The 6,232-nt window shown below is 46.5% G+C and carries 6 protein-coding genes and 1 pseudogene; 3 read left to right on the top strand and 4 right to left on the bottom strand.

What is annotated here, in order from left to right; all coding sequences use genetic code 11:
- On the bottom strand, nucleotides 1–227 hold a 227-nt coding region (locus AXFE_RS21670; protein WP_160291901.1), incomplete at its 3' end, for an IS3 family transposase.
- A 224-nt stretch (nucleotides 228–451) separates the two neighbouring features.
- Nucleotides 452–665: pseudogene (locus AXFE_RS21665) on the bottom strand (transposase); the annotation flags it as partial.
- 318 nt (nucleotides 666–983) lie between these two features.
- On the opposite strand from AXFE_RS21665, the gene AXFE_RS19580 reads away from it, so the two are divergent.
- Nucleotides 984–1,316 carry a hypothetical protein gene (locus AXFE_RS19580; protein WP_152626157.1) on the top strand — a complete coding sequence of 111 codons (333 nt, stop codon included), beginning with the start codon at nucleotides 984–986 and terminating at the stop codon, nucleotides 1,314–1,316.
- Nucleotides 1,317–2,341: 1,025 nt separating this feature from the next.
- Entirely contained in the window at nucleotides 2,342–3,562 is a 1,221-nt protein-coding gene (locus AXFE_RS15835) for an ATP-binding protein (protein WP_052606917.1), read from the top strand.
- 823 nt (nucleotides 3,563–4,385) lie between these two features.
- Here AXFE_RS15835 and AXFE_RS15830 read toward each other — a convergent pair.
- The gene (locus AXFE_RS15830) at nucleotides 4,386–4,565 is read right to left on the bottom strand and encodes a hypothetical protein (protein ID WP_052606915.1); all 180 of its coding nucleotides are present in this window, start codon (nucleotides 4,563–4,565) and stop codon (nucleotides 4,386–4,388) included.
- 64 nt (nucleotides 4,566–4,629) lie between these two features.
- Nucleotides 4,630–4,959, bottom strand: coding sequence for a hypothetical protein (locus AXFE_RS15825; protein ID WP_052606914.1), 330 nt, complete (start codon nucleotides 4,957–4,959; stop codon nucleotides 4,630–4,632).
- Between the two features lie 169 nt (nucleotides 4,960–5,128).
- Between AXFE_RS15825 and AXFE_RS15820 the strand changes: the two genes are divergently transcribed.
- On the top strand, nucleotides 5,129–6,208 hold the full coding sequence (locus AXFE_RS15820; protein WP_052606913.1) for an MBL fold metallo-hydrolase: 1,080 nt from the start codon (nucleotides 5,129–5,131) through the stop codon (nucleotides 6,206–6,208).
- Nucleotides 6,209–6,232: the final 24 nt, after the last annotated feature.

Below are 6,232 nucleotides of genomic sequence, written 5' to 3'. Positions count from 1 at the left end.
GGGCGTTCTACGAGCTCATTCGCGACGGTGGTTACGACGTAAGTCTTACCACGTCTCACCCCAGAAATACCGAGCTCAGCCATCAAACGCTCTGTTGTGCAGCGTGCGATGTCGATACCTTCGCGCTTAAGCGCACACCAGAGCTTCCTAAGCCCATATACGGAGTAGTTGTCCTTGTGAATTTTACTTATCTTCGTCTTGAGAGATTTATCACGAATAGATCTCACTGAGGCAACTCGTGATTTATTAGAGTAATAAGTCGAGGAAGCGAACTGTAAGACCCTACAGATCGGCTGGACTCCCCACTTTTGCTTATTGCAATCTATAAAAGCAATTACTTGCTTCGCTTCGCGCTTTGACCGTCCAACTCGGTCGCAAAGAAAATCGAGGCCGCACGTAAAATCTCATTAGCTCTACGAAGCTCTACGACTTCTCGCTCTAGTTGACGGGTGCGCTCTCTCTCATTGAGTAGTTGTTCCTTTAGTCTCACCGACATCTATCGAAGCCTGACGTACCCAAGTACGTAGCGTCTCGGGCGTCATTTACAGCTTCTGAGCAACAGATTGGATAGCTGCCCACTGTGGGGGATACTCACCTCGATGGTCCGTGACCATTCGTATTGCTCGATCACGAACTTCGGGTGAATACTTCTTTACTCTTGCCATAATGATGACTCCTTAACTCAAGACTAGGAGTCTCCAAGATTTCCGGGGCGTATCAAGGTAACTCTTGTCAATGGTCTTTTGTGAACGTCAAGCTAACGGCCAAGAAGATGCACATGGGTAGCCATACCCATATGCCATCTTCTTCGGCCTTAGTGAACAACTCTCAAATGCCACCTCCATTGCCACCTCCATGGCCGTAGTGGGTTTTTATTTAGTCAATCTCAATCTGGATGAATGCAGATAGCCACCAACAGGGGTCAGCAATTACTTGGGGTGATCACTTGGGACCCAATCACAACTATCAATAAGGAGATGTAAGTGGAAGACAAAATCCCGTTAGGCAACGCTATGGCAACGCCAGCGTGTCGTTACTGTGGGAATGCAATTAGTTCAACTAGGCCAAGAATCTACTGTAGCGACAGATGTCGAGTAAATGCATGGAAGCTACGAAATAGAAACAAGGTCCCCGTAGCGAAATTGCCAAACGGTAATAAGAGAAAAGATTGCACTGTTTATGAATGCCCACAGTGCGAAACAAGATATCTAGGAGTCCAAAGATGCGATGACTGTGGCTTGTTCTGTAAGAAGGTGGGAGGTGGCGGACTCTGTCCTTCTTGTGATGAAGTAGTTGCCTTCATTGATCTCATTTGAGGATAAGGCTAAATAGTAAAACTGTACTGACCCATAGATTCAGCACATAGTGGGCCACACGAGCTCATCTGTCATCGATTATCAAGACAACCTTTGCAAGTTCAGCTATGGAGCGGATAAATTCAATTTCGCTTAGATGGGTAGAAACCATCCAATTGGCGAATTCGAAAGGAGCGTCAAACAGCTGAATCTAACCGAAATTTGGAAATTCAAAAGGGATCTCTAAATACCAACCAAATCTCTCATGGCGCGTTGTTATAGTTGAAAGTTGAGTGGGGCCATTAACTCAAACGTGCTGGGGCCAATTCAGTCAAGCGTTTCCACAGTTTTGTTGTATCGGCCGATACCCCTCCGTGCCAACGTAAATTGGATACGGGATGGCGACACCTCTAAAGTTGCAAAATGTACTTGGTGGCTTTGAGGTCTTCGTTGAGGTAACTCTCGTTTCGGTTATACTTCCATGGCAAATTCGTTCCCTGGTAAAGAGGACATTGTGCTGCACTCTTTAAAGCAAGCTTACGACTTGGATAACGCCCTCCAGTAAGAGGGTGTCGTGCAGACTGACAGCCATTTTGCGGAGCTTCTTTTGAATCCCGCTCTACGAAATAGGGCTTTGATTAGCTGATCGAAGATGCGCAGTTCTAGAGATTGAAGTGGTTACTTGGATGTGTCGCCATTGAAGATTTAAAAACGGCCGTTGGTTTGAATTTGACTATCGATAGTGGTTCGGAGATGTCGTTGGTTGACGTCGTGCTTGCAACCCATGAATTGACGGCGGATTAGACGTAATTTCAAGGTTTCGGTTTTTCCCTTTGATAATCGTCTGCGCCTTTCCAATGTTTATCATCTCGCGTTTTGGTAGTTAACCCCCTTCGCGTTTTGGTAGTTAACCCCCTTCGCGTTTTGGTAGTTAACCCCCTTCGCGTTTTGGTAGTTAACCCCCTTCGCTGCACTATAATAATGGTGTGAGTGAAAGCTATCGTTCTCTTTTTAATCGTCGAATCTATAAAGTCGCTTTAGATCGCATGGAAGACGAGCCCGTCATCTTCTTACATGGACCTCGTTCGGTTGGTAAATCCACATTACTTCTTCAACTTGCAGATAATTTGAGCGTGGCTGTTATTGACTTAGATGATCCTGTAGTTCGAGATGCGGTAAAGGCAGGTCCGGTAAGTGCGATGAATGACTCCACGCCGATCCTTTTGGATGAGTACCAGCATGTGCCCGAAGTATTAGATGCCATCAAAGCGCGACTCAACAGGGAGGGATCGCTACCCGGAACCGCGGTATTGACCGGGTCCACACGCTTTGATACTTTGCCACGTACGGCGCAGGCGCTTACTGGCAGATTGCACCTATTGAATATTTGGCCTCTTTCGCAAGGTGAGATATGGGGTTCGGAAGAGAATTTGATTCCAAAGTTGTTGGACGATCCGGAAAATACAGTGGCTTCATTGCCAAGATCAGACTCAACCAGACAGGAATATGTTGCCAGGATCGTTACGGGTGGTTTTCCAATGGCGATCTCGCGGTCGTCAAACGTATCTCGAAATCGGTGGTTCGATGACTATTTAATGCAATCGATTGAACGTGATTCGGTGGAACTTGTTCGAATTCGTCAACGTCAAATATTACAAAGGCTCTTTTCGACGGTGGCCTCCCAAACTGCACAGATTCTAAATGTTAGCAAGGTGGGCGCAGGGTTGGAGATTGACAGGAAGACTTTAGAAAGCTATCTTCGGCTTCTCGAAGACCTTTACCTTGTCGTACGTTTACCTGCGTGGGGTAAGACGCTCAGGACAAGAGCAAATTCCAAACCAAAGATTCATGTAGTAGATTCTGGTTTAGCGGCCCGGGTTTTGAGGTTGTCCTTAGAGCGCGTTTTAAGTTTTGACGCAACGGCAATTACCGTGCTTGGTAACGTTTTAGAGACTTTTGTCGTCGGAGAGCTGCGTAAGCAGATCTCTTGGCTCGACGAGAAAGTTCTTTGCGGTCATTGGCGCACTTCGGCCGATGATGAGGTTGATTTTGTTATCGAATTCGATGATGGATCCGTTATCGCTTTTGAGATAAAGGCAGGAGAGCGCATTACGGGAGCCGAATTCAGAGGACTACGTAAACTTAGGGACGCACTAGGGAATCGTTTTATTGCGGGGGTAGCTTTCACTATGGGATCAAGGTCATACAACTATGAAGACCGGCTTTACGTGATGCCTCTCGATCGACTCTGGCGAACAGTCCCGTAAAGTGTCCTACCTTGTACTTAGGCCTTTGGAGTTTCGATGCTCGATCCCGATAGGTAATTGAGTTGGTTAGGTTGACTCAGTTGCGTGAAGATGACGAGCAGTCCCCCTGGAATATTGTTTCCTCGAGATTTGGTGTCCCGCCATATCGGGCAGTCTGGTGTCTCTTCAGTGGGCACTAAAAGTAGTAACGAGTCATCGATGGATCGATCTATTTTGCCTTGACAGTGTGTCAAATGACGATGGTGTTAATAGAACTGATCTTTTGGCTCGTCTCTCAATTGGCGGGATTGCAAGTAAGTAAAGAAGCGAGATTTGACGTTTGCCTAAGAGCCTTGACCAATTTGCTTGACGAATAGTTATTTCAGTAAATAGCGATTATAAATTTTCAATGACCAAGCTTAATTAGGGTTGATTCTCAATTAATCCCAAGTTAGGGCCGTGATCATGGTCACATGGCAATAGCGATCAATGAGATTATAACTTCCGCACGCAGAAGAAAAATAACCGTAGAGGCGACCTAGCGGTAGTACTCTTCGCTGTTTTTGCGATATTCGTACTTGTGGCATCCCATAAGTACCTAGTGTCGGAGCCTGCCAAGGAAGTTGTCACTTTCGCACAATCTAAGCTACCTCCCTTTGGCCCCCTTTTGATTCATCTCCCACCGAACTATTCGTAGGAATAATTGGTACCTCTGATACTGGATCCCAGTCTCTACATTTGCCCGAGATCCACCGTCCTGGTTTGGATTTGCGAGCTCCCTCGTAGAGCTCGCGCCGTCTATTTAGTAGCTCGATATGCTCTCCGCTGTGTGCCTGTTGTGGGGTTACGAACTTGATACCAGAGTGCTGGTGATCGAATTTGGAGTGGATCCATCGACCTCTTCGCTAATTTCAAGAGGAGAGGTGCTATCTAGCTGTGACCCCGCAAACGCTAGCGGAAAGGCAATATCTGGAGCGATCTCTCTCCACCAGGACTGTTGATCCGCTTCAATTGAGTTCAGCACAGTAAACCACCCCTTCAATCCGGCAGCCTCCACAACGAGTGGATCGTTCGACTGCTGAAAAGCGTTACTTGGGTTGCCAGTAAAGGTGAGTTTCCCCTAAGTAGCATGACTTTAGTAGTTCAGATAAGGCTTTATCGAACTCCAAGATCTCCATCTCTATAATCCAGCCAATTGCCCAGTTCTTATAGCTAGATGTCTCTACTAGAAGTTGGATGAAGCAGTTGGTTTTTTCTGCTAGCGCAAGTAGATTTTGGATCGAATCGTCTTGCGAAGAGTTCGACAACTTCAGATGGGTTTGGATCAATTCGTTTGCGCTCTCTATTATTCTGCAATCGAGATCGCCTTGTCTTGGTGCTAGATTGAGCCTTTTGGCGGCTTCGTCAAATTGGGACATCTGTCTTTTTGCGTCTCGCTTTATCTGCGACTGCTGAGATTTCAGCACTCTTTTGATATTTTATTTTTTCGAAGGCCGCTTGAGCTTTGATTTTTGAATTGCAGAGTAAATCTAATCGATCTCACTAAGTCGAAATCACGATGATAAGGTTTTGCCATGGAGATTAATTTTGTCAGCTAATAAAGAAAATCGATACGAATGGGAAGAACCCGGAGCATTCGAGGTCGTTCCAAATGTTTATCGCATTCCTTTACCGCTTCCAGGAGACTCACTTCGGGCCGTTAATGTCTATCTTTTGCTTGGCTCTGATCGAGTAGTCCTGATCGATTCGGGTCAATTTCTTGAGGTGGCACGTAAGGCCCTGACTGGGGCGCTGGCCTTAGTAGGTGTGGAAGTAGGTGACGTCTCTGAATTTCTGATTACGCATATTCATAGGGACCACTACACCCAAGCGATTGCGCTTCGGCGCGAATTTCACGGGAAGGTCTCAATTGGCGCTGGTGAACGTTCTTCCTTTGATATGATTCAACGAAATGAGCAGGATTCCTTTGAACGACAATTTGGTCTACTGAGACTTTGTGGCGCACAAGCACTCTATGAGACTGTCTCTGCCTTTGGTAGCGACGATTCAGAGATCATCAATCTATACGAGAGGCCAGATGATTGGCTCTATGATGGAACGGTTTTGCATGTCGGTGGCCGCAATTTGAGTGTGATTTCGACTCCCGGTCACACACGCGGTCATGTAGTCTTTCTCGATTCAGATTCTAAAGTATTATTTGCGGGAGATCACGTTTTGCCCCATATAACACCTTCGATTGCTCTTGAGGCCGATCGGCCGCGCCTTCCTCTTGGAGATTACTTGGGATCGCTCAACAAAGTTAGACAGATGCCAGATTCGATGTTGCTGCCAGCTCACGGCCCAGTGGTCCCAAGTTCACATAAGCGAATCGACGAGCTTCTTTTGCATCATGACCTTAGGTTGCGTCAAACCTATAGTGCTCTTGGCGTCGGTGGTATGAGCGCCTTCGAGGTAGCCAGACATCTGAAATGGACACGTAGAGAGACCGATCTAGGTGATCTGGACCTCTTTAATTCGATGCTTGCCATCTTTGAGACTAAATATCATCTGGATCTCTTGGTGGAGCTGGGAGTTTTGTCCTCTAAAGTTGAAGATGAAGTAGAGTTTTATGCTCCAAATGCAACTCAATACCCAGGGGATCTTATCCAAAGTCGATTATTGGTTTAGTGTCTCTTTGGCTCCCATTGGCCT

Source organism: Acidithrix ferrooxidans (genome assembly GCF_000949295.1).
In the GTDB taxonomy this organism is placed as follows: domain Bacteria; phylum Actinomycetota; class Acidimicrobiia; order Acidimicrobiales; family Acidimicrobiaceae; genus Acidithrix; species Acidithrix ferrooxidans.
This window is presented reverse-complemented; position numbering and strand designations above follow the sequence as displayed.

What these genes read in the sequence shown, in the direction of transcription:
- AXFE_RS15825 (WP_052606914.1), bottom strand. Translation starts at nt 4,959, where the DNA reads ATGTCCCAATTTGACGAAGCCGCCAAAAGGCTCAATCTAGCACCAAGA.
- AXFE_RS15835 (WP_052606917.1), top strand. Translation starts at nt 2,342, where the DNA reads ATGGAAGACGAGCCCGTCATCTTCTTACATGGACCTCGTTCGGTTGGT.